The 22,055-nt window shown below is 63.3% G+C and carries 21 protein-coding genes; 15 read left to right on the top strand and 6 right to left on the bottom strand.

Going from position 1 to position 22,055, the window contains the following annotated elements; all coding sequences use genetic code 11:
- Positions 1-138 precede the first annotated feature (138 nt).
- From O3684_RS08660 to O3684_RS08630, 7 genes are all read left to right on the top strand, one after another.
- A complete protein-coding gene (locus O3684_RS08660) occupies positions 139-1,653 on the top strand; it encodes a sugar ABC transporter ATP-binding protein (protein ID WP_500066349.1) in 1,515 nt (504 codons plus the stop codon).
- On the top strand, positions 1,650-2,732 hold the full coding sequence (locus O3684_RS08655; protein WP_500066348.1) for an ABC transporter permease: 1,083 nt from the start codon (positions 1,650-1,652) through the stop codon (positions 2,730-2,732). Before O3684_RS08660 ends, O3684_RS08655 begins: the two co-directional genes overlap by 4 nt.
- The gene (locus O3684_RS08650) at positions 2,732-3,784 is read left to right on the top strand and encodes an ABC transporter permease (RefSeq protein WP_500066347.1); all 1,053 of its coding nucleotides are present in this window, start codon (positions 2,732-2,734) and stop codon (positions 3,782-3,784) included. The genes O3684_RS08655 and O3684_RS08650 overlap by 1 nt, the downstream gene beginning before the upstream one ends.
- 76 nt (positions 3,785-3,860) lie before the next feature.
- Complete coding sequence (rhaS, locus tag O3684_RS08645; RefSeq protein ID WP_500066346.1) at positions 3,861-4,919, top strand: rhamnose ABC transporter substrate-binding protein; 1,059 nt, start codon at positions 3,861-3,863, stop codon at positions 4,917-4,919.
- Between the two features lie 160 nt (positions 4,920-5,079).
- A complete protein-coding gene (locus O3684_RS08640; RefSeq protein ID WP_500066345.1) occupies positions 5,080-5,445 on the top strand; it encodes an L-rhamnose mutarotase in 366 nt (121 codons plus the stop codon).
- A 92-nt stretch (positions 5,446-5,537) separates the two neighbouring features.
- Positions 5,538-6,719, top strand: a complete 1,182-nt coding sequence (rhaI, locus tag O3684_RS08635) for an L-rhamnose isomerase (protein WP_500066343.1) — start codon at positions 5,538-5,540, stop codon at positions 6,717-6,719.
- Entirely contained in the window at positions 6,716-8,317 is a 1,602-nt protein-coding gene (locus tag O3684_RS08630; protein WP_500066341.1) for a rhamnulokinase, read from the top strand. Before rhaI ends, O3684_RS08630 begins: the two co-directional genes overlap by 4 nt.
- 241 nt (positions 8,318-8,558) lie before the next feature.
- Here O3684_RS08630 and O3684_RS08625 read toward each other — a convergent pair whose 3' ends face one another.
- Positions 8,559-9,659, bottom strand: a complete 1,101-nt coding sequence (locus tag O3684_RS08625) for a class II aldolase/adducin family protein (RefSeq protein ID WP_500066340.1) — start codon at positions 9,657-9,659, stop codon at positions 8,559-8,561.
- Positions 9,660-9,775: 116 nt separating this feature from the next.
- Between O3684_RS08625 and O3684_RS08620 the strand changes: the two genes are divergently transcribed.
- Entirely contained in the window at positions 9,776-9,919 is a 144-nt protein-coding gene (locus O3684_RS08620) for a hypothetical protein (RefSeq protein ID WP_285098907.1), read from the top strand.
- 85 nt (positions 9,920-10,004) lie between these two features.
- On the opposite strand, the gene O3684_RS08615 is transcribed toward O3684_RS08620, so the two are convergent.
- From O3684_RS08615 to O3684_RS08605, 3 genes are all read right to left on the bottom strand, one after another.
- A complete protein-coding gene (locus O3684_RS08615) occupies positions 10,005-10,154 on the bottom strand; it encodes a hypothetical protein (protein ID WP_500066339.1) in 150 nt (49 codons plus the stop codon).
- Positions 10,151-11,047, bottom strand: coding sequence for a hypothetical protein (locus tag O3684_RS08610; protein ID WP_500066338.1), 897 nt, complete (start codon positions 11,045-11,047; stop codon positions 10,151-10,153). Before O3684_RS08610 ends, O3684_RS08615 begins: the two co-directional genes overlap by 4 nt.
- Before the next feature lie 182 nt (positions 11,048-11,229).
- On the bottom strand, positions 11,230-12,138 hold the full coding sequence (locus O3684_RS08605; RefSeq protein WP_500066337.1) for an SDR family oxidoreductase: 909 nt from the start codon (positions 12,136-12,138) through the stop codon (positions 11,230-11,232).
- Positions 12,139-12,934: 796 nt separating this feature from the next.
- Here O3684_RS08605 and O3684_RS08600 point away from each other — a divergent pair.
- The 7 genes from O3684_RS08600 (at position 12,935) to O3684_RS08570 (ending at position 20,211) form a co-directional block, all read left to right on the top strand.
- A complete protein-coding gene (locus O3684_RS08600) occupies positions 12,935-13,477 on the top strand; it encodes a DUF4956 domain-containing protein (protein WP_048775245.1) in 543 nt (180 codons plus the stop codon).
- Positions 13,478-13,536: 59 nt separating this feature from the next.
- On the top strand, positions 13,537-14,358 hold the full coding sequence (locus tag O3684_RS08595; protein ID WP_500066336.1) for a polyphosphate polymerase domain-containing protein: 822 nt from the start codon (positions 13,537-13,539) through the stop codon (positions 14,356-14,358).
- Positions 14,359-14,540: 182 nt separating this feature from the next.
- A complete protein-coding gene (locus O3684_RS08590) occupies positions 14,541-16,445 on the top strand; it encodes a carbohydrate-binding domain-containing protein (RefSeq protein WP_500066335.1) in 1,905 nt (634 codons plus the stop codon).
- A gap of 196 nt (positions 16,446-16,641) precedes the next feature.
- Positions 16,642-17,097, top strand: coding sequence for a RidA family protein (locus O3684_RS08585; protein ID WP_003791248.1), 456 nt, complete (start codon positions 16,642-16,644; stop codon positions 17,095-17,097).
- 82 nt (positions 17,098-17,179) lie between these two features.
- On the top strand, positions 17,180-17,770 hold the full coding sequence (locus O3684_RS08580) for a DUF2249 domain-containing protein (protein WP_500066334.1): 591 nt from the start codon (positions 17,180-17,182) through the stop codon (positions 17,768-17,770).
- 235 nt (positions 17,771-18,005) lie between these two features.
- On the top strand, positions 18,006-18,485 hold the full coding sequence (locus O3684_RS08575; protein ID WP_500066333.1) for an SRPBCC family protein: 480 nt from the start codon (positions 18,006-18,008) through the stop codon (positions 18,483-18,485).
- Between the two features lie 850 nt (positions 18,486-19,335).
- Positions 19,336-20,211 (top strand): hypothetical protein, encoded by an 876-nt coding sequence (locus O3684_RS08570; RefSeq protein ID WP_500066332.1) that lies wholly within the window; start codon positions 19,336-19,338, stop codon positions 20,209-20,211.
- A 962-nt stretch (positions 20,212-21,173) separates the two neighbouring features.
- Here the strand turns inward: O3684_RS08570 and O3684_RS08565 are convergent.
- Positions 21,174-21,608 (bottom strand): integrase core domain-containing protein, encoded by a 435-nt coding sequence (locus O3684_RS08565; RefSeq protein WP_500066330.1) that lies wholly within the window; start codon positions 21,606-21,608, stop codon positions 21,174-21,176.
- On the bottom strand, positions 21,592-22,055 hold a 464-nt coding region (locus O3684_RS08560), incomplete at its 5' end, for an IS3 family transposase (RefSeq protein ID WP_500066329.1). The genes O3684_RS08560 and O3684_RS08565, both read right to left, overlap by 17 nt.

Here is a 22,055-nt window from a genome sequence, read left to right as displayed (position 1 = left end):
GTGGCATCTCCGAGTAGGTTTCCGCTTCAATTTTCCTGGCAAGTTCAAGGCTTCCCTATAGAGTTGACATGCATATTGTCGTGTGGCACACTTTCTATCTATCTGAATCGTTTCATTCCTCGACGAAGAGGTGACCACATGACACGAGAAGCTGAAAGGCCAGTTGTCTCACTCCAGCATGCCGTGAAGAAGTTCGGCTCCTTCACCGCGATGTCTGATGGGTGCATCGAGCTGTATCCGCACCGCATTCACGCCCTGGCCGGTGAAAACGGCGCCGGCAAGTCGACGCTCGTCAAGGTTCTCGCCGGCATCCACCAGCCAAACTCCGGAGAGTTCCTGGTCGACGGCCAACCGGTGCGCTTCAAGACCCCCGCGGAATCCAAGGCCGCCGGAATTTCGGTGATCTACCAGGAGCCCACGCTGTTCCCCGACCTGACGGTCGCCGAGAACATCTACGTGGGCCGACAGCCCAGGGGACGCCTCGGCCTCATCGATCACGCGGCCATGAAGCGCGACGCGCAGGAGCTCTTTGACCGCCTCGAAGTGCCGATCGACCCCTCCCAGCTGGCCGACGGCCTATCGATTGCGGACCAGCAGATCATCGAAATCGCGAAGGCGATCTCGCTGGACGCGAAGATCCTCATCATGGATGAGCCGACGGCCGCTCTGTCGGGGCACGAGGTCGACCGTCTCTTCTCCGTCGCGCGTTCGCTGCGCGACAAGGGTGCTTCCCTCATGTTCATCTCGCACAGGATGGAGGAAATCTTTGATCTGTGCGACGACGTGACGATCATGCGCGACGGCGCCTACGTGTCGACGCGCGACCTGGAGGGGACCACGAAGGCCCAGCTCGTGCGAGACATGGTCGGCCGCGACGTTGATCAGCTCTTCCCCAAGCTGGATGCGCAGATCGGCGATCCGGTCCTGAGAGTCGAAGGACTCACCCGCTACGGCGCCTTCGAAGATGTGAGCTTCGAGGTCCGCAGCGGCGAAATCCTCGGGCTTGCGGGCCTCGTCGGCGCTGGCCGCTCCGAGGTCGTGCGCACGATCATGGGCATCGACAAAGCGGACGGCGGCACAGTGACCGCCTTCGGCAAGCCCTTGAAGCTCGGCGACACGGTGGGCGCGATCCGAGCCGGCCTCGCCTTCGTCCCCGAAGACAGGCGCAAGCAAGGCCTCGTTATGGACCTGTCCGTCGCCCGCAACACGGCCCTCACGCTGCGCAGCAAACTCGCTCGCTGCGGACTCATCAACTCCCGCACAGAGCGAGCGGTCGCGCAGGAATGGTCCACCAACCTCGAAGTGAAGACGGCCAGCCAGGACACCCCCGTATCCGCGCTGTCGGGTGGCAACCAGCAGAAGGTCGTCCTGGCGAAATGGCTCGCCACCGATCCCAAGATCCTTATTGTCGATGAGCCGACCCGCGGCATCGATGTGGGAACCAAGTCTGAGGTGCACCGACTGATCTCCACCCTCGCCACCAGGGGAGTCGCCGTCATCATGATCTCCTCAGAACTGCCCGAGGTGCTCGGCATGGCAGACCGCGTCCTCGTCATGTGCGAAGGCCGCATCACCGGCGAATTCACCAGAGAAGAAGCCACCGCTGACGCCATTATGACGGCGGCAACCGACCACGAAAAGGCCGCATCATGACAACGACACTGACACCTCCCTCCAGCATCCACGGCTCCGCGCCGGTGAGCCGGGAGCCGGCCAGCTCCTCGTCAGTGACCAAGGCACACCCGGCATCGAAGCTGCGCTCTCTCCTGTCCATGCGCGAGCTCCCGGTGATCGCGGCCCTCATTGCCCTGGTCCTGTTGACGTGGGTGATGAACCCGCGCTTCCTCTCCGCCCAGGGAGTGCGCGACCTCTTCCTCAATGCGACGATCGCCATGCTGATGGCCGCCGGACAGTCCCTCATCATCCAATCCGAAGGCGTCGACCTCTCCGTCGGTTCCATCCTCGGGTGCACGGCCTTCGCGACGGGCTTCCTGTTCGCGGCTAACCCCGGACTGCCCATCGTCGTCGTCTTCATCGCGGGCATCGTTCTGGGGGCGCTGCTCGGAGCACTCAATGGACTGCTCGTCACGCAGGCGAAAGTCCCCGCAATGGTCATTACCCTGGGCACTCTTTACGTCTTCCGAGGAGGACTGAACTGGTGGGCAGGATCCACCCAGTACTTCGCCGGTGACCGCCCCCAAGCCTTCGGTGACCTGGGTGTCGCGACGATCGGTGGCTTCCCGCTGCTCACCCTCCTGGCGGTCATCGTTATCGTGATCGTCTCGCTCTACCAGCGCTACGCTCGATCCGGACGTGACCTCTACGCCATCGGCTCCGACCGTACAGCCGCAGCCGTCTACGGTATCCCCGTCGCCAAGCGCGTCTTTGCGGCTTTCGTCGCCAATGGAGCGCTCGTTGGACTCGGCGGCGTCCTCTACGCCTCCCGCTTCAACTCCGTCGGCGCAACGACAGGCGCAGGCATGGAACTCGACATCGTCGCCGCGTGCGTCGTCGGTGGCGTTGCAATGACTGGCGGCGTTGGAACCGCCTACGGAGCCGCCATCGGCGCGCTCCTCCTGACCACCATGACGTCCGCGCTTACAGCCGTCGGCGTCGACAAATTCTGGCAAAAGGCCGTCGTTGGTGCGCTCATCCTCATCGCGATCGTCGTCGACCGAGTCAGCTCAATGCGCCGCCACGAGGCGCTGCGCAAGAAGGGAGCGGATCGCTGATGAGCACCCCCACTCAGACCTCGTCACGTGACCTCATGGCCTCGATTCGACACGTGTTCTCCTCGCGAGACTCTCACATGACCCTCATCCTGATCCTCGCCATCGTGGTCGCGACCATCCTCATCCCGAGGTTCAGCCAGCCACGCACGCTCACGTTCCTCACCCTGGACGTGACGGCGACGCTCCTCATGGCCCTGCCCATGACCCTCGTCATGATCAATGCCGACATCGACCTGTCCGTCGCCTCCACCGCCGGCCTCGTCAGCGCATCCTTCGGAGTTCTCGTCCAGTCGGGCGTCGGATTCTGGGTGAGCATCGCGATCTGCCTCCTCATCGGACTGGCGTGCGGCCTCGTCAATGCATTCATGACCGCCTACGTGGGACTGCCGGCGCTCGCGGTCACGATCGGTACGCTCGCGCTGTATCGAGGCCTCGCCCTCGTCGTCATCGGCGACCAGTCGATCTCCGACTTCCCACAGTGGGCAACCTCCGCCGTCACCGGATCCTTCGGTTCCACGGGCATTCCCTACATGGCGATCCCCGTCATTGCGTTCGTCATTCTCTTCTGGCTCCTGCTGCACAAGACCCCGTACGGTCGAGGCCTCTTCGCGCTGGGGTACTCCAAGCAGGCCGCCGAGTTCGTCGGCATTGACACGAAGCGTTCTCGGGTCATTGCCCTGACGCTGTCGGGGCTCATGGCGGCGCTGGCCGGCATCTACTGGACGCTGCGCTACTCCGCGGCGAAGGCCGACAACGTCGAAGGCCTTGAGCTGGTCGTCATCGCGGCCGTCGTCTTCGGCGGGGTCAGCGTCTTCGGTGGCCGAGGCTCGATCTGGGGCAGCGTATGCGGCGTCCTCACGATCGGCGTCCTCAACTACGCGCTGCGCCTCAACCGAATTCCCGAAGTCATCTTGGTTCTGGTCACGGGCCTACTCCTGATCGGTTCCGTCGTCGCGCCATCGCTGGTGGATGCCGTCCGCCAACGTCTGGCTCATCGAGCTGATGTGCGTACCCCTCGCGTCAGCGTCGCACCGGGCGCGGCGAGCGCCTAACAATCCCACAACGAGGGGCACCACGCCCCCGCAACAGGGCGCGTGCGCCCGAAAGGAAAAGACAACGATGTCTCACATGAAGAAAGGTGTGGCCGCACTCGGCGCACTCTCGCTGGCCTCGGCCCTCCTGATGTCCGCCTGCGGCGGCGGGTCCTCGACGCAGGGCAGCGAGTCCAGCTCCAGCAGCGATACCTCCAGCTCCTACGACGTGTCCTCCCAGTCGATCACGTTCATCCCCAAGCAGCTGAACAACCCGTTCTCCGACGTCATGCTCGGCGGCGGTAAGAACGCTGCGGGCGAGATCGGCTTCGCCGAGGTCAACGTCGTCGGCCCGCTCGAGGCGTCCTCCTCCTCGCAGGTCTCCTTCATTAACTCCGAGGTGCAGGCGGGCACCAACGTCCTCGTGATCGCCGCGAACGACCCCGATGCCGTATGCCCCGCGCTTCAGGATGCGCGCAAGGCCGGGACAAAGGTCGTCACCTTCGACTCCGACAGCGCGGCCGATTGCCGAGACCTGTTCATCAACCAGGTTGAATCCAAGCAGGTTGCGATCACCATGCTCGACATGGTCTCCGAGCAGATCGGCGGTTCCGGTAAGGTCGCCATCCTCTCTGCGACGGCGAACGCCGCCAACCAGAACGCGTGGATCAAGTTCATGGAGGATGAGATCGCCTCGAACGACAAGTACAAGGGCATTGAGATCGTCGCAAAGGTCTATGGCGACGACGATGACACGAAGTCGTTCCAGGAGGCGCAGGGCCTGCTCCAGGCTCACCCCGACCTCAACGCAATTGTCTCGCCGACCACCGTCGGTATCGCCGCCACTGCGCGCTACCTATCGACCTCTGACTACAAGGGCAAGGTTGTCCTGACCGGCCTGGGTCTGCCGAACGAAATGCGTTCCTTCGTGAAGGATGGGACCGTCAAGGAGTTTGCCCTGTGGGATCCTGCGCAGCTTGGATACGTGGCCGCGTACGCGGGTGCGGCGCTCGATAGCGGCGCGATCAAGGGCGAGGTCGGGGAGAAGTTCACGGCCGGAACCCTCGGTGAGCGCACGATCGGCGAGAACAAGACCGTCGTCGTCGGTGACCCTGTGCGCTTCAACGCGGACAACATCGACAAGTACGACTTCTGACGTCGTCTCTGACGGGGTTGGTGGGTGCGCTCGTTGTGCCCACCAACCCCGCCTTCATGCCGTGAATCGCCTGTCATGTGCAGCGCCCTGTTTGCTAAATGAAACGATTCACGTTAAAATAGACACAACCAATTCCCGTTCAACGATGAAGGGATTTCACATGAGCGATACCCCATCACTGGCCCACACGCTCGCCACGACGAGCCAGGCCAGCCCCCACCGAGCCTGCTTCCTCCTACGCGTGCGACCCGAGAAACTCGCTGAATACGCCGACGTGCACCAGCGTGTCTGGGACGAGATGCGCCAGGCCCTGCGCGACGCCGGGTGGCAACACTACTCGCTCTTCCTCGATCCGGACACCGGCCTCGTCGTCGGTTACTACGAGGCGGACGATGCTCGCGCGGCGGCCACAGCCATGGAAGACAGCGAGGTCAATACGCGCTGGCAAGCCGAAATGGCCCAGTACTTCCAACCGGACGGGGGCGGAAACGCCCACTTCCTCAGCCAATACTTCTACCTCGCCTAATCGCCTACCGAGGCCGGCCTTCGAGAGGCCTTACGGCCCCGAGAGGGCACCCCGGCCTCGTCAATCCACCCCCACACGTCGAAGGAGACGCCATGACCATCCACCTGTCCGACCTGTCCGAAAGCGCCCGCACCCTGCTGCGCGAGCAGACCATCGAGCTGCCGAGCTGGGCCTTCGGTAACTCCGGCACCCGCTTCAAGGTGTTCCCGAGCCCCGGCACCCCGCGCAACGCATACGAAAAGATTGACGACGCGGCACAGGTCCATCGGTTCACGGGCATCACCCCGCGGGTGTCGCTGCACATTCCGTGGGACGTGGTCGATGACTTCTCCGACCTCGCGGAGCACGCGCGCTCCCAGGGCATCACGCTGGGCACCATCAACTCGAACGTCTTCCAGGATGACGACTACAAGTTCGGCTCCCTGACGAACTCCGACGAGGCCGTGCGCCGCAAGGCCATCGACGCGCACCTGCGCTGCATCGACGTCATGAACGCGACCGGCTCCGACACGCTCAAGATCTGGCTGGGCGACGGAACGAACTACCCGGGCCAGGACTCCATCGCTGCGCGCCAGGAGCGCCTCGCTGACTCACTGTCCGTTATCTACGAGAATCTGGCTCCACATCAGCGCTTGCTTCTGGAGTACAAGTTCTTCGAGCCCGCCTTCTACCACACCGATGTCCCGGACTGGGGCACGGCTCTCGCGCATGTGACCGCGCTGGGTGAGCGGGCCGTCGTCTGCCTCGACACCGGCCACCACGCGCCCGGCACCAACATCGAATTCATCGTCGTCCAGCTGCTGCGCGCCGGCCGCCTCGGAGCCTTCGACTTCAACTCGCGCTTCTACGCCGACGACGACCTGATCGTGGGGGCTGCCGACCCCTTCCAGCTCTTCCGCATCATGCACGAGATCGTCTCCTTCGGCGCCCTCGCGCCCACCTCCGGCGTGAACTTCATGCTCGATCAGTGCCACAACCTCGAAGAGAAGATCCCGGGAGAAATCCTGTCCGCGATGAACGTTCAGGAGGCGACCGCAAAGGCGCTCCTCGTCGACCGTGCCGCGCTGGCGAAGGCACAGGCCGAGCACGACGTGCTGACCGCCAACCAGGTGCTCATGGACGCCTTCTCCTCCGACTTGCGCCCGCTCCTGGGTGAGCTGCGCGAAGAGCAGGGTCTCGACCCCAACCCGCTCGCGGCCTACGCGGCCTCGGGCTACTTCGAGCGCATTAGTGCGGATCGAGTGGGCGGTCAGCAGGCCTCCTGGGGCGCATGATGACGACCGTCGTCGCTATCGACCTGGGGGCCTCCTCGGGGCGCGTTCTGCGGGGCGTGTTCGACGGTGAGCGTCTCGCCATCGAGGAGTGCTCCCGCTTCCCGAACGGGCCGGTCGCCGTTCCCGGGCCTCGTCGTTCCGACGGTTCTCAATCGGGGAACGAGGCCGGCGTGGCCTACGAGTGGGACATCCTCGCGCTGTGGCGCGGAATCCTGGATGGCCTGCGCGAGGCCAGCCTGCGCGGCCCCGTGGACGCCATCGGAATTGACACGTGGGCCGTCGACTACGGGCTGCTGGACGAGGACGGCCGACTGATCGGCAACCCGGCGTCCTACCGCTCGGCGCGCTGCGGCCGCGGCGCATCCGAGGTGCTCGACCGATGGGATTCCTCCTGGCTGTATACGCGCAATGGGCTGCAATTCCAGCCTTTCAACACGCTGTTCCAGCGCGTGGCCGACCGGGCGGAGCGGCGCGCGGACTGTGCCCGCACGGCGCTCCTGATCCCCGACCTGCTGGCGTACTGGCTGACGGGTCAGGCCCGAAGCGAGCTAACGAACGCGTCGACGACAGGCCTCGTCAATGCGGCGGGGCGCGACTGGGATCCCGAGATCCTTAATCGGGTGCGCGACGACTTCGGGGTGGAGCAGCTCTTCCCGCCGATCATTTCACCGGGGGAGATACTCGGCGAAGCGCGTGTCGAGGGGCTCGATCTGCGCACCTCGACGGGGAAGCGCACCCCGGTTGTCGCCGTTGGGTCGCACGACACCGCGTCGGCGGTTGCGGGTGTGCCCGCCCAGGCCGGGTCGTTTGCGTACATCTCGAGCGGCACCTGGTCACTCGTCGGTACCGAGCTCAGTGCCCCCGTGCTCTCCGATGAGGCTCGCTCCGCCAATTTCACGAACGAGCTAGGCGTGGACGGCACGGTCCGTTTCCTCGCCAACATCATGGGCATGTGGGTGCAGCAGGAGTGCCTGCGTCAGTGGGCATCCTTCGGGGATGAGGCGTCGGGCGCTTCAGGCCGGGTCGACTGGCCGCTCCTCGACACGCAGACCGAGGCCGCCCAGCCCGCGCGCTACCTTCTCGACATGTCCTCGCCCGAGCTGATGGCTCCGGGCGGCATGGTAGAGCGCGTGCGTTCGCTGTGGATCCCGGGCCCGGGCGCTTCCGCGGCGGAAGAGGCCGAGGCGGGGGTTGGCGAGCCGCAGACCTCGGGCGTCGATCCCCGTGAGCGGGCAACCGTGCTGCGGGCGATCACCGATTCGCTGGCGCTGGCATACCGCCGGGCAACCCGACGGACAATTGAGCTGAGCGGTACCCGCCCTGAAGCGATTCACCTCGTTGGGGGCGGCTCAAAGAATCGCCTACTCGCCCAGGAGACGGCCGACGCGACAGGCATCCCGGTCATTGCGGGACCCGTCGAGGCCACGGCCCTCGGAAACATGCTCATGTCTCTGCGAGCCATTGGCGCGGCCAGCGGGACACTGATGGACCTCCGCGCCATTTCACTGGCGTCGTCGGCGCTCGTGACCTACGAGCCGCGCGCTTCTCATGCGCGCCTCTGGGATGAGGCGGAAGCGCTTCTCGATGCTCGGTCTTAGCTGACGTGCGCTGACGTGGGCCGCGACTCGACTAGTTCGAGCCGCGGCCCACGTGCATATAAGAATGATCCGCGTGCGACGAACTCCTGTGGTCCGAATGGTCTGCTGGCCCACACAACTCCTGAGATACGCGGGTGGTCATCGCGCCGTGCACATGATGATAAGTGTTTGGGGCATGTTGTATGACAACATGCCCCAAACACTTCGATAACGAACGGTGCGTCCGGTTTCCCTCGATGGGTCAGGAACCTTGAGATGCAGCCACCTTCTGGCGATAGGACTCCGCCTCCCAGTTCTCGATGAAGCCGCGCTCGCGCTCGTCCATGACGCGCACGCGACCGAGCAGGTTCGCGTCCCGTGCCACGCGCAACGCGTCCAGGAAGGTGTGCAACGCGTTGTCCGAGGCCTCGTTCGAGCGTCCCACCGCTGCTACCGCGAGTCCAGGAATGACAGCGACGATGGGGGAGCGGCCGTGCTGCGCGCGGTGCAACGACACCTTCGCCGACACGATGTCCTCCGTGTCGGTCGCCTCCAGCATGACGGGGAAGGAACCCGCGTACACGATCTGATCTGGGATCAGCGGCCCTCCGGGCGCCGACGCGAGCGCCGACAGGCCGTCCGTCGACAACGCGACGCTCGGCGCATCCACCGCGCGACGGAACGCCTCGGCCACCCGGGAAGGTGAACCCGAGAAGGCGGTCCCGGCCTCGTCAATCGCCGCACGGATTGAGGACGTCAGGAAGTTGATGCGCTCGAGGATCGCGTCCTTCGTCGGGCCCGAGACGATGATGCCGTGGTTGCCGAGGAGCGTGATCGCTGGCGGGGGAGTGCCGTGCGTGGCCGTGAACGCGCGGCGACGGTCGGCGATGAGGCGTGCCAGCGGAATGCCCGGGTCCGTGTAGTCGACCCACAGGGCCTGGTCGCCGAGGATCTGCTCGCACAGCTCCTCACCGCGCGTGTTGCACGTGATCGCGTTGGCGGTCAGCGGGTGCAGGTGAATGACGAGCGGGTCGGGAATGAGGGCGTGGAAGAGGATCTCGACGCTGGGACGGCGCTCGAACGCGCCACGCTGCGCCAGCTGGGCCGCCGCACGGACGGGGTCTTCGCCCGTGGGGAGCTCTTCGGGATGCTCGAAGGCGTGCAGAAGGGTCGGAATGTCGAGAGGGACCAGGTCTTCCTCGCGCAGGGTTGCGAGCGGGACGCCGCTGGGCTTGATAAGGAGCGTGTCGCCTGTTTTCGCGGAGGAGTTTCCACCGCCTGAGCGCGTGTATTCCGTGTCCGAACCGATCTGGTTGGACAACTCGATGAGTTGGGAGATGAGGTCTTCAGATGAAGTGGTCATTGGTCCTCCACGATGAGGATGAAACGTTTCATCCAAGGATAGAGAGGGGGAGAGGTTCTGTCAAGGTCGCAGTGGTCGTGGGAATAGCGGTGGTGGAAGACGGCGGTGCTGGAGGCGTGCTTCGTGCATCTGTGCCGCAGGACCGGTCGATCGGTCTCCAGGACCCCGGTGCTACCGCGTTCCTGCGGGCTCTCGAGGCCTGGCGTGACGCATCCACAGGCGAGCGCGGTCCCCGCGCGGCGGTTGTCGAGAATCTCTGAGGCTGCTGCATTGTGAGTGAAGGGGGTGGGGTTCCCGGTTGGGAACCCCACCCCCCATGCCTATGGATCTGGACCAGGCCTCGTCCTACCAGTTACCCAAGCCCAGGTAGTACAGCGGGTGGGTGAGGATCGCGATGATGCGGTCGCGGTATTCGAGGGGCAGCATCGGGAAGATTGCGATGCCGACCAGGATCGCGACGATTAGCGTCACGAGGATGCGCTTCTTGGTGCTCATGAGCGCCTCCTTTGCGGGGTTGTGAGTTCCATGTGGGCCTCGGTGAGGATGTTATTGACGAGGTCGACGCCCTGCGGCGTGGCCAGGAGCGGACGGTCTTCGGGGTGCTCGTTGAAGTGCCGCATGAGGGCGTCGAGGCCGGTGAAGGGGATGCCGATCGTCCGGCAGCACACGCTCCATGGCCCGTCATACGCGTCGGGGTCAGCGAGGAGAGTAACGTGGTAGCTCGTCGTGCTGAGATCGTAGATCTTGACGTTCTGGTCCCACCGGACGGAGGAGTCGCTGCCGCATCCGTCAGAGGCGGACTCCAGATGCTTATGGATCGAGAGATGAGGAGCAGCGTGAAAGTCGATGCTATCTGGGGATAACACCGTCATTGAACGATCCTTGATGGTGTTTTTCAGGTCTTCCATTGGATTCTCAGAAACGAGATGATAGGCAAAAAATGCTGCTACCACCGCAATACCGATAGTTGTCTTGAAGTCGTGCGTTAAGAAACCGAGCACGAGTGCTCCTACGACGGTCATGCAGAGGATCGCGTAGCTAGTGAGGTATCCGATGTTGGTAAGACGCTCACCTTGTATGACAACGTGGCCGTTGACGAATCGAACATGGGAACGCAGATAGGGAACTATCGAGTCGCATGTCACCTGAGGCACTCCAGCTACTACCGGAATTGAAGCCAGATAGACAGCGAAACGGAAATCGCCATAGTGTGTCAGGCGATAGATTCCTTCAACGATCGCTATCCCGAGAGCGACGATGACGATCGAAACTAGTGCACGTTTCCACTCGTTGCGCCGCCATCTGTCTTCACCCACGAGCGACTCGGTGCGATTGGAAAAGATGCTGGAGAGGAATCCGCTGATCCCCCGACGTCGCGATCGAGCCATGGTCACCACCACGCCTGGGCGCGGATGTGCTGCCTCCGAAGAGTGCAGAAGGGCTCGTTGTTCATGCCCCGACGCTATCAGGGCCACCGCGGAGGCAGCAAGCATGAGCGCATGAAGCAACCCCGGCCTCGTCCCTGAGAAGAGAAACGAAAACGGGGCCCACGAAGCCTCAACCCCGACAGTCAGCGGCCCGACGCGAGCGCCGCTCGGGTGACCTCCTCGAAGGTGAGGGGGTCGCGGCCCGTCACGTCGCGCACGGTCGTGGAGACGACGTCCATCTCACCGCGCGCGATCGACGTGTAAGTCGACACCCACGAGTCGTACTCCCACTGGGCGGCAGGCCACTTCTTGCGTGACTCGTACGCCTCCTCGACGGTTTCGCGCACGTAGGTGACGGGCCGACCCCACGCGCGGGTGAGAATTGCGGCGATCTCGTCGAGGGTCAAGGCCTCGGGACCCGTCACGTCGAGGGTCTGATTCTCGTAACGCGCCGGATCCGCCAGGACCCCCGCGGCCACGCGCCCCGCGTCCTCGCGCGCGACCGCGCCCACGCGCCCATCGCCCGCAGGCCCGAGGATGCGACCCTCCTCGTCCGGCAACTCCACGAAAAAGTCCGCGTAGAAGTTATCGCGCAAGAACGTGTACGTCATGCCCGACGCCTTGATGCGCTCCTCCGTGTGGAAGTGCGTGCGCGCCAGCGTAAACGTCGCGTCGGGCGCCGCGTTCATAAACGAGAGGTACACGATGTGGCGCACCCCGGAGGCCGCGGCCGCGTTGACGAAGGCGATGTGCTTGTCTAGGCGGTCCTCGCTCTCGGGCGCGGACACCATGAAGAGGATGTCAACGCCTTCCAGTGCGACGCGCGTCGTGAGCGTGTCCTCGTACGAGCACTTCACCGCGACGGCTCCCGGCAGCTCGGGCGCGCGCGACGGCGTGTTCGCGAGCAGGCGCAGGGGCAGGCCGCGCTCGGCGAGCAGTCGGGCGGCGGCGCCACCGACGTTCCCGGACGCGCCGGTGATCGCCAGGGATGGGAGGGACGAGGCCTGGGCCGGCTCGTTCGTTCGAGTGCGGGGTGCGGGGGTGTCAGTCATGTGGCCAGTGTGCCACCGGCGTTGTGGCGTGTGTGCACGCCGCGCAAGGTTTGGGCTGTGGGCGTAGCGTCCGGCGGGGTGATTCATAGATCGGACCGTGACAAAATTCGCCCTGCTGGCGAAAAAGTGCTGATTTTGGGGTGTTTTGAGCGTGCTGGGAGAATTTTTTCCCGCTTGAGTGGCCTGGCTGTGGTGTGGTGGGCATGGCTGCGGTGCCAGTGGGTGGTGGCGCGGGGCTCGTCACCAGAAAACTCGCATGCAATTCGATTGGGAGAAGTTTCAACAAAGTCTGAAAACGTTGCAATTCCAACGATCAGAATTCAAGGTTTGAAAGAGTTGCGAGGGAATTGCATGCGAAATTGGGTGTGGACTCAGCGATGAGCGCTGGGAGGGTTGGATGTGAGGCTTGTGGGGTTGGGGTGTGGCTTGGCTGCGACTCCAATGGGCCTGGCTGCGGTGCCCGTGGGCGGCGGAGGGGCCAGGACAACACGTGAGCACAATAAGCGTCACTGGTGTGGTGGGCGCCGGAGGGACCGGAGGGCCAGGCTGCGGTGCCCGTGGGCGGTGGCGGGGCCTGGCCGGACAACGAGTCGACGCGCCGAGCGAAGCTCGCGGCGCGGACGGCGAGCGGGCGGGCCGCCGCCCACGGGCACACAAAGCAGCCAGGCCTATACAAACACCGGGTTTCACAGCTTTACAGCAACACTCCCAAAAGTCATATGAGAAATATGAGAGCTTCATAGGTTCTTCATAGGGTCGCGTGGGGAAATAGGTGCATCGACAAAAGGAGACACCAATGACCGCCCTGATCCTGATTGCCATTGACCTGGTTGCCATGGCCGCCCTCGTGTTCGGCCTCTACTTCCCACGGCACCGCCGCGCTGACCTCGTCGCAGCGTTCCTGGGAGTGAATGTCGGCGTCCTCGCCGTCACGATCATCCTCGCGAACTCGACCGTGAGTGCGGGCCTCGGCCTCGGCCTCTTCGGTGTTCTCTCGATCATCCGACTGCGTTCGGATCAGATCTCGCAGACGGAAATCGCCTACTACTTCGCGTCGCTGGCTCTCGGCCTGCTGACGGGCATGTCCTCGGCGGTGACCCCGCTGCTGGGAGGCCTCATCGCGCTGATCCTCGTGGCCCTGGCCTTCGGTGACTCGAAGCTGGTCTTCGGCCGCTACACCTCGCAGACCGTCCAGCTGGACCGCGCGATCGCCGACCCCGCCGAGCTGAAGGCAGCCCTCGAGCAGCGCCTCGGCGCGTCCGTCGCCTCGGTCAGCGTCGTCAAGCTCGACCTCGTGAACGACCTGACTCTCGTGGACGTTCGCTCGAAGGTCGCCTGACCCGACGCCCGACGCCCCGCAAGCAGATACCCCACAGACCACCACCAAGGACACGACTCATGAACGCCACCCTGAACTCGATTCTCGCCGACCTCGACTCGATCGGCCTCGATGAACTGAATAAGCGTGCGGCGATGCTGACCCGAGTGGACCGCAAGTACGCGCTGGACGCCGCCACGGCCTCGGCGATTCTGAGCCACCTCCCTGAGGACGTGTTGGTCCTGAACATCGACGGCCAGGTGTCCCAGGGCTACGCCTCCACCTACTACGACACGCCCGACATGGATTCGTATCTCCTGACCGCGCTCAAGCGCCGCCGTCGTTTCAAGGTCCGCACCCGCTCCTACCTCTCGTCCAAGGCCTCGTTCCTGGAGGTCAAGACCCGCGGCCCGCGCGGCGTGACCGTCAAGAAGCGTATGCCGATCTCTTGGGACGAGGCCGGGGCTCCTCTAGCGGGTGAGCGCCGCCAGTGGGTGGCCGGCAAGGTCGAGAAGACGGGCTACGGCCACCTGGTGCCAGCCCTCGAGCCGGTCCTGGCTGGATCCTACGAGCGCAACACCCTGCTCCTGCCCGGTGGCGTGGGACGCGCGACGGTGGACACGAACCTGTCATGGCGCTCGCTGCGCACGGACGGCACCGAGGTTGCCCGCCCCGACCTGGTCATTATCGAAACGAAGTCGGGTGCGACCCCATCCGTGGTGGACCACCTCCTGTGGGAGGGTGGCGTGCGACCCGTGAAGATCTCCAAGTACGGGACCGCGATGGCCGCCATGCACGACCTGCCTGCGAACAAGTGGCATCGCACGCTGGACCGCTACTTTCACGAATATGTGGAGGTCCCCGAGATCGCGCACTCCACGCCTCTCGCGATGGCGGCCTGACGGGCGCCGGGCTGCTGGCCGCCAAGCAGGCGGACACCACGCGCAGGCGGCCACCACGCGCGGACGACGCCACGCCGGCCCTCCGGTTTTGCCACACCGGCCCTCACGGTTTCGAACGCGCGCGAAACGCAAGCGCTGAGCATAAGAAACACAAGCTTTAACTGCACGAAAGAGACAGACACATGAAAGCCCTTCAGAAAATCTGGACCCCCGCCCGGACGATTGGTGCGATCGCCCTCGTTGGAACGCTGGCGCTGGGCGCATGCGGTGCCTCGGGCGTCACCTCCTCCGGCTCCACCGCGACGAGCGCGACCGCTGCCGTCGCGTCCTCCGGAACCAACGGCGACACGACTGCGCCGCCCACCGCGGCCGACGCCCTGGCCTCGAACGCGAAGGCCTCCTACGTGAAGGACAGCGACTGGAATGCCTCGGACGCCGTCGACGTGACGCTCAGCGGTACGACCGCGACTTCCTCGTCCGACGCCGTGAGCGTGAGCGACGGCGTGCTGACCATCTCCAAGGCCGGTGTCTACAAGCTCAGTGGATCCTTCACCGGCAAGGTCGTCGTGGCCGCAGGATCCGAGGACCGGGTCGTCCTGATCCTCGACAACGCCACCATCACCTCCTCGACGGGTGCCGCGATCGAGGCGACCAGCGGTGACGACCTCGTCCTGTCCCTCGAAGGCACCTCGACGATCACCGACGGCACCTACACCGGCACGGAGGACGCGAACGCGGCCATCTACGCTGACATGGACCTGACGATCACCGGCTCGGGCACGCTCAACGTGACCTCCGGTGCGTCGGACGCGATCACCTCCAAGGACGACCTGTACGTCCTGAGCGGCACGATCAACGCGACCGCCTCGGACGACGGCCTGCGCGGCAAGGACTCCCTGACCGTTGCGGGCGGCACCGTCACCGTGAACTCCGGCGGCGACGCCCTCAAGTCCGACCAGGACAACGACGACACCAAGGGCTACGTCAACATTGCGGACGGCACCGTCACCCTGACCTCGGGCGGCGACGGCATCGACGCGTACACCGACGCGATCGTCACCGGCGGCACCCTGTCGATCACCTCGGGCGGCGGCGCCTCGGCCGGTAAGCCCTCCACGGGCTCGGCCAAGGGCATCAAGGCTCAGACCTACATCATCGTCGACGGCGGAGTGACCACCATCGACGCCGGGGATGACGCCATCCACTCCAATGGCGCTCTGCGCTTGAGCTCCGGCACGATCACCGCAGCCTCCGGCGACGATGGCGTGCACACCGAGGTCGCGGCCGTCCTGGACGGCGCAACCGTGACCGTCACGCAGTCGAACGAGGCCCTCGAGGGTGGCCTCATCACGATCTCCGACGGCACCGTCGACCTGACCTCGAGTGACGACGGCATCAACGCCTCAGGCTCGATCACGGTCGAGGCCGGCCTGGCGGCTGTTGCTGAGTCCAGCTCGGACACCACCACGACCACCCAGCAGATGGGCCCGGGTGGCATGGCTGACGGCGGCGGCTCGATGGAGGACACCGGCGAGCAGCTCACCATCACCGGCGGCACCCTGACCGTCAACGCGAACGGCGACGGCCTCGACTCCAACGGCTCGCTGACCATCAGCGGAGGCACGACGACCGTCTACGGCCCGGCCTCCGGCGCGAACGGCTCCCTGGATTCCAACGGCGCCATGAGCATCACGGGTGGCACGGTCATCGCCTTCGCGACGAGCGAGATGGTGGAGACGCCGACCACGACCGACGGCCAGGGCTGGGTCTCCGCCTCGGCGACCGGCTCCGCCGGATCCACGGTGACGATCACCGACGCCTCGGGTTCGGTTCTGGGCACCTACACCTCGCTCAAGGCCTTCGGTAACGTCATCTACTCGACCTCCGGCATGACCAACGGCTCCACCTACACGGTGAGCGTCGACGGCACTGCAACCGAAGCAACCGCCGGCCAGGGCGGCATGGGGATGGGCGGACAGCCCCCGGCCGGCGGTGAGCCTCCGGCCGGAGGTCCAGGACAGGGTGGCCAGCCCCCGGCGGGCGGTCCGGGTCAGGGCGGTCAGCCCCCGGCCGCACCCCAGGGCTGAGGCTCCCCACTAGTGCGCCCCGCGTGATTGTCGACACGCGGGGCGCACGCTTATACCTGCGCTGCCTCTTCATCGACGAGGCCTCGGCCGGGATCTCACGGTCACGCCGTCACTCGCCACCTCCGGGATCAGCGCAACTAGACTGAAACCAGAGGACGAGGCCCCGGCCTCGTCGATGACAACGAAAGGACCCCTCATGCTCCCCTCCGAGAAGCTCGCCGAGCTCGGCCTCGAACTGCCCGCCGTCGCCACGCCGGTCGCCGCGTACGTGCCCGCCGTCATCGACCGTGGCGTCGTGCGCACCTCCGGCCAGATCCCCGTCGTGAACGGCGAGCCCGTGTGCATCGGCGCGGTCGGCGAGGACGGCGCGGACCCCGAGGACGCCAAGGACGCGGCGCGCGTGTGCGCCCTCAACGCTCTGGCCGCGGCGGCCTCCGTCGCGGGCGGCATCGACAACCTCGCGGGCGTCGTGAAGGTCGTCGGCTTCGTGTCCTCGCGCCCCGACTTCTACGGCCAGGCCGGCGTCATCAACGGCGCTTCCGAGCTATTCGGCGAGATCTTCGGCAGCCAGCACGCACGCAGCGCCGTCGGCGTCGCCGCGCTGCCCCTCAACGTGAGCGTCGAGGTTGAGGCCGAGTTCCTCATTAAGTGAACGCGCGCGGCCGGCTGAGGCATGCCTACACTGGGTAAGGTTCGCTGAAATGGCCCGTCGGGCCGAAGGATAAGGAAAAGACATGACTGACCGTCAGATGTTCAAGCTGGTCGACGCCAACACCGTCCCTTCCGAGGATGGCGGCTGCGGGTGCGGCTGCGGTGGCGAAGGTAAGAAGGAACGCGCGGAGCAGGCCGCTCCCGCCGAGCACGCCGGTTGCGGCTGCGGCGGCCACGGCCACGGCGCGCAGGCTCCCGAGGCCCCCGCCGAGCAGGCTCCCGCCGAGCACGCGGGTTGCGGTTGCGGCGGACACGACGCCCCCGCCGAGCGCCCCCACGAGATGGCCGCCGAGCCCATCGCCTCCACGGCGGGCGGCTGCGGCTGCGGTGACGGCGCCCCCTCGGCGGGCAACGTGCACGCTGGCGGCGCCGGCCTCATCCACCGCCCGGGCGCGGACGAGCTGGTCATCCACTCGATCCCCCGCGTCGTGCGCCACGCGGTCCTCTTCGCGGCGGTCGATAACCTGCCCGTCGGCGAGAACATCCAGATCTGCGCGCCTCACCAGCCCGAGCCGCTGTTCGCGCACCTGCAGGATTCCGAGCAGCACTACCGCGTGGAGACCCTCGAGGTCGGCCCCGTGGATTGGCGCTACCGCATCACGCGTCTCGGCTGATCGCCCTCCCTTCAACGAGGCCGTGGCCCACTCCCGCTGTCCCGCGGGGCGGCCACGGCCTCGTCGTATGCGCGCGAAGACGCGGCGTTCCAATGCCTCGTGCATGTGCGCGCCGACGTGCTCGCGCGGGGTCTGATCCCTTGTCTGTTCCGGTGCCCGCCGACGTGCGCAAACGGGCGCGCGTTGGGGTGTCCATTCGCGTGCCTGGGAGCGCCCGAGCCGGTACCGTTAATGCATGAGCTTCTTTGGCATGACTTCTGACGACGATGTTGAGGACGATCTGGATCGCGTCGCGACCGACGTGGTCGTCGACTGCGACGTTGAGGCCGCGTGGGCGCTCGTGTCGGAGCCGGGCTGGTGGGTGAACGACGGCCCGCTGGGTGATCACGAGGTGACGCTCGGGGACGATGGCCTGTACCGCGTGAGCGACCCGGATGCCGGCGACTGGCTGATCGAAAAGGCCGACGAGGACCCCATGGATGTCGTCGCCTTCCGCTGGTATCCGCTGGCCGACGACGAGCTGCCGGACGAGTACGCGACCCGCGTCGAGGTTTCCCTGTCCGAGGAGCGCGGCGGCGTCGCCATCCACGTGGAGGAGTCGGGTCTGGCGTCGGTCTCCGACGACGAGGCTGAGGCCCGCCAGGCGTACGACGATGAGCTCGGCATGTGGGAGCAGGTCCTGATCGCGGCGAAGAACCACCTCGAGGGCCGTTGAGCGTCTAAGCTTTCGAGCTCCCGGCGCCTGCTGGTGTCAGGGATGCTTTATCGTGTTGGCCTACGGTTTGCTGATGCGTGGTATTAGCTGGTGTCGGCAAGTTTTCGGCGTGCGTCGTGAGCCGGTGTCGTAGTTTCGGTGGTAGCAGCGTGCCACTGTGGGATGACACGTAGCCTGTAGTGCAGATTGCAAGGCTTGTCGGCAGTGTGGTGTGTGCATTCGGCGCATTGGCCGTAGTGGGTTCTGGAGAGAAAGGCAATCTACAGCTTCAGCACTGTAACTCCAGCTACGGTACCTAGCGTCCGAGGCTACGTGCCTGCCTGCGTCTCTCTTGGCAGCATAACTTGTGTTGTTTGTAAAGCTTGGCAGCATAGTAGGCGGGCGCGATTTGCGTACTGTGTAATGCTGCCTACGGGTCGTTAGTCGAAGGTGCTCTATGGGCGTGTCGCACCGTCGTTACCTGTGTAAAACATGATAGATCTACTCCCATCGTGAATCTGCTATCGATCCGAAGGGTGTGTCAAAAAATGGCTGATTCATTAAAATAGAGAGTCTTAAGCTCGATCGGTAGTCATCAATTGAAGGGTAGAACAGGAAGTTTACATATATTGTCAAATAGGGAATAATAGAGGAGAAATTTTCTGATCAACTCCGACTTAGTGTCGTCAAAAAGATCTAAAGACGAAATGTGACTGTTGTGAAGTACTGTTTTGGAGATGGTTATCTTGGGTGAGGTGGCTCAGGTTCTTGGTAGCGCCATCAAAAGTGTTAGTGGATTTGCGGAAATTGTCATTCCGATTATTAGTATAATAACTATTATTGCTGGCTTAATAAAAAGTCAAGGCATGGTGTGCATGCAATTAATTTTCTGAACCGAAACCCTAACGCTTCAAAAATACTTAGGTTGCTCGACGATGATAATATTGTTGTGGAGTTAAATTCTGTTGTCAAAGCAAAAGAGTACTTCTCAAAGGAGTTGGTTGTCGCGACCATTCGCAAATATTTGACAAAGTCTCATAAGCGTGAGATGAGTGATAGCACGTCTTGGTTCTGTGTAATTATAGTAAGTGCACTTCTCTACGTGACTTTGGTAAAAATTGTCGACTATCTAGTCGATAATTATGAAGGAGAGGGAGGGGAGTTGTCGATCGCGGTCAAAATGTATATTTTGCTGCTCCTCGGTGCTTCTGTCGCTTTGTTGCTAGTCGCTCTAATTGCAGTGTTTAAATGTATTAAGTTTCAATTATATGAGTTTAGGTCTGCGCAGCTGGTAGATAGGTTTAAGCTTTCTCAAGTTAGTTTAGATCGATTGTGCGAGGCGGTATCTCCGCAAGTGGAGTACGCTTTCATTGATGCAACAATATCCAAAGCATCTCGTATGGTTCAAGTAGGCCTTGGAAGCGATGACCTAAAACTCCAATCGTATATCCCACAATGGCTCTGGGATGATCGGTGTGAAAGTGAGTTTCGACTTTCGTTTCGGTATGACTATGGAGCGGAGGTGACGAAGTATGTTCAAATAATGGCTGAACGTAGATTTGGTGCGAGTCGAGATGTTATATGCTTTGTCTATTCTGAGTATGGGATCGCTGCTGCACAAGTAGTTGCTGCACTTGAGCAGATTGGTATTTCTGCGCATTATATTGGGCAGTTGAGTGGCCGTCTCTCACAAGTTCGTCGAGTCGTAATGGAAATGAAGATTTTGAGAGAATGTGGCTTATTGTGATGTTTTGTCAAAGTTCTTGGAATGGGTTTAATCCCGTGTGCTGTTTCGCATAATTGAATGGTGTTGGGAGTATGATTGGCTTCTTAGGGTTATGTGGCTCTTCGCAGGAGGCCTAGACCCCTCCATCCATACCCAACTCTGAAGAGCCGAATTAGGTGGTGCGCCTCCGAGTCTGTGCTTGTGTTCGATGGGGGTAATATTCGAAAAGAGTTGAGCCCTCTATCCGGTAGGTCGGAGACGTGGCGCGATATGGGTTATTATCTGCCACGCGTGCTGGTGCTGCGGTCGTTTCGTTGTGTTGGGCCTACTGTCGTTGTGTTGAAGTTGGTGCGCGTGGTGCTTTGTTCCATGGTTGGGCTTGTGAGTGTGGGCGCTGCACCCGATACGTAGGCAGTGCACCCGTTCTGATCGGGTGCAGCGTCCCGTAAGAGGTGCAGCGTCCCGTAAGAGGTGTAATGCCCGGTGTGGGAGTTGCTGTGCGAACCATGGTGGGGCTTGTGACTCCGAAGCGTTGCACTAGTTGAAGGGGCAATGCACTAGATGGGGGAGCATTGCACTGGATAGTAGCTAGTGCAATGCCCTGCTAAGTAGTGCAACGCTGGTGAAAGTAGTGCAATGCCTCCGGGTGTCGGACGCTGGCCGCGCGGTTGGGCTTGTTCCTAAGTGGTGTTACACCATTTAGCTGGGTATTACACCAGTTCCCAGGTGGTGTAATGGTCCCTAACTGGTGTAATGCTCCCTAACTAGTGCAACGCCTTGCCGTGGTGAACCGTTTCTGATGCGGATCTCTGTGTGACTCGTATCGATACGCGTGGGGGCTGGGTGTGTCTCCCAAATTTCGCATGCAATTCCCTCGTACATGCTTCAACTTTTGAAGTCAGAACGTTGGAATTCTGCGGTTTTTGAGGCGCTAATGGTCTGGTCTGGTTTTGTGGGCCGGGTGTTTTGAGGGTTGTTGGTTGTTATTGGTGGTGTTGTGCCCATTGGTGCGCGTATTGGTTGGGTGAGAGCCAGCCCAGCGCGCTGTGGGGGTGCTCTTCATTGTAGCGGTGGGACCAGGCGCCGATCAGCGTGCGCGCGTGGTTGAGGTCTTCGAACATGTTGTCTTCCAAGAGTTCATCACGCATGCGGTTGTGTAAGGACTCCACGAACCCGTTATGCCAGGGTTGGCCCGGTGGGATGAACGCTTGGAGCGTGTCATGCTCGCTGGCCCAGCGCCCCATGGCTGCGGCGATGAATTCGGGCCCGTTATCGGCGCGCAGCACCTGGGGTGCCCCATGGGCCAGGGCAGCTAGGTCAAGCATTTCGATCACGTCGACGGCACCCATGCGCCGCTCGACGCGGAAAGCCAGGTGCTGGCGCGTGAACTCATCGATGAGGTTACAGACCTTGAACACGTGCCTTCCAGTCCGAGTCGAACTGGAAATCAATGGCCCATACCTGCCCGGGGGCGCTAGCCTTGACCAGGCGCTGTATGCGTGGTGCGGTGCGGGGCTTGGGGGCTTTGCGCGGGCGCACGCGTAGCCCTTCGGCGCGCCACAAGCGCCGGAACGTATCACGCCCTATGACAATGCCCTCGCTCTTGGCCCGCGCCCAGGCGCGTTTATAGCCCCACCGTCGATGCGTGGCGGCAAAATCGTTCATCCACTGGCGCACAGGCGCATGATCACGCAGCGTTTTCGCCCCGCCCGCCGCGCGGGTCCGGCAATACGCTGACCGGGACAGCCCGGCAACGCGGCATGCAAGACGCTGAGAAAACCCCTGGCCAACCAGGTAGTTCACAGCCTCGTGCCTGCGCGCCGGGCCTAGAAGTTTCCCTCCGCCAACTCTCGCAACGCTGCCTT

Origin of the sequence: Pauljensenia sp. 20925_1_27 (genome assembly GCF_041432835.1) — a bacterium.
Taxonomy (GTDB): domain Bacteria; phylum Actinomycetota; class Actinomycetes; order Actinomycetales; family Actinomycetaceae; genus Pauljensenia.
This window is presented reverse-complemented; position numbering and strand designations above follow the sequence as displayed.